Below are 1,438 nucleotides of genomic sequence, written 5' to 3'. Positions count from 1 at the left end.
CGGCCGCCTTGCGGACGGCCCTGGCCGAGCGGCTCCCGGCCTACATGGTCCCCGCCGCGATAGTGCCGATCGACGCCTTGCCTCTGACGGTCAACGGCAAACTCGACAAACGGGCCCTACCGGTACCGGAATACCAGGATGTTGTCGGTTATCGCGCTCCATCCACGGCGATCGAGGAGATAGTCGCTGGTGTCTACGCCCAAGTTCTGGGGCTGCAGCGCGTCGGCGTCGACGAGTCGTTTTTCGATCTGGGTGGCGATTCGCTGTCGGCGATGCGGGTCGTCGCGGCGATCAACAGGGCGTTGGATGCCAGCGTTCCGGTCCGCGCTTTGTTCGAGGCGCCAACCGTCACCGAGTTGATCCCCCGTATCGGCGTCGGCGAGGGTGGGCTGGAGCCGTTGGTGGCCGTTGAGCGACCGGCGGTGGTTCCGCTGTCGTTTGCTCAGAGCCGGCTGTGGTTCATCAACCAGTTGCAGGGATCTTCAGCCGTTTACAACATGGCGGTGGCGCTGCGGCTGAGTGGTCGCCTCGATGCCGACGCGTTGGCCGAGGCGCTGGCGGACGTGGTTGGTCGTCATGAGAGCCTGCGCACACTGTTTCTCGCGCCAGAGGGGATACCCCACCAGTTGGTGGTCGCCCCCAGGCAGGACTTTGGTTGGCAAGTCATCGATGCCGTCGGCTGGTCGGACGACCGGCTGGAGGAGGCCGTCGGCGCCGCGGTCCGTTACACGTTTGATCTGGCTAGCGAGATCCCTTTCCGGGCACAACTTTTCCGCATCGCCGAGGATGAGCATGTGTTGGTGGCGGTGGTGCACCACATCGCCGCCGACGGGGTCTCGGTGAGCCCGCTGGTGCGGGATTTGGCTGTGGCTTATGCGAGCCGGTCTGCGGGGCAGACGCCGGATTTGGCGCCGTTGCCGGTGCAGTATGTCGATTACACGTTGTGGCAGCGCGCGCAATTCGGCGATCTCGACGACAGCGCCAGCCGCATCGGTGCGCAGCTGGCTTACTGGGAAGACGTACTCGCCGGGATGCCCGAACGTCTGCAGCTGCCCACCGATCGGCCTTATCCGCCGGTTGCCGATTACCGCAGCGCCAGCGTGGTGGTCGACTGGCCGGCCGAACTGCAGCAGCGGGTCCGCGAGATGGCGGCAGAGCACAACGCGACCGGTTTCATGGTGGTTCAGGCCGCCCTCGCGGTTTTGCTGTCGACGCTTAGTGGGAGCGCCGATGTGGCGGTGGGGTTCCCGATCGCTGGACGCCGCGACCCTGCGCTGGACGAGTTGGTGGGTTTCTTCGTCAACACGTTGGTGTTGAGGGTGGATGTAGCCGGGAAACTGACCGTCGCCGAATTGCTCGCGCAGGTGCGTCAGCGCAGTCTGGCGGCGTATGAGCATCAAGATGTGCCCTTTGAGGTACTGGTCGAGCGGCTCAATCC

1 protein-coding gene is annotated in these 1,438 nt (G+C 65.0%); it reads left to right on the top strand.

The genetic code is table 11. The annotated features are described in order from the left end of the window. Positions 1-1,438, top strand: a 1,438-nt coding sequence (locus A5652_RS19080; RefSeq protein WP_232001243.1) for a condensation domain-containing protein, incomplete at both ends; no start/stop codon positions are given.

Origin of the sequence: Mycobacterium sp. 1165178.9 (assembly GCF_001673555.1) — a bacterium.
In the GTDB taxonomy this organism is placed as follows: Bacteria; Actinomycetota; Actinomycetes; order Mycobacteriales; family Mycobacteriaceae; genus Mycobacterium.
The sequence above is the reverse complement of the archived record's forward strand: the minus strand, read 5'-3'. Positions and strand labels throughout refer to the sequence as shown.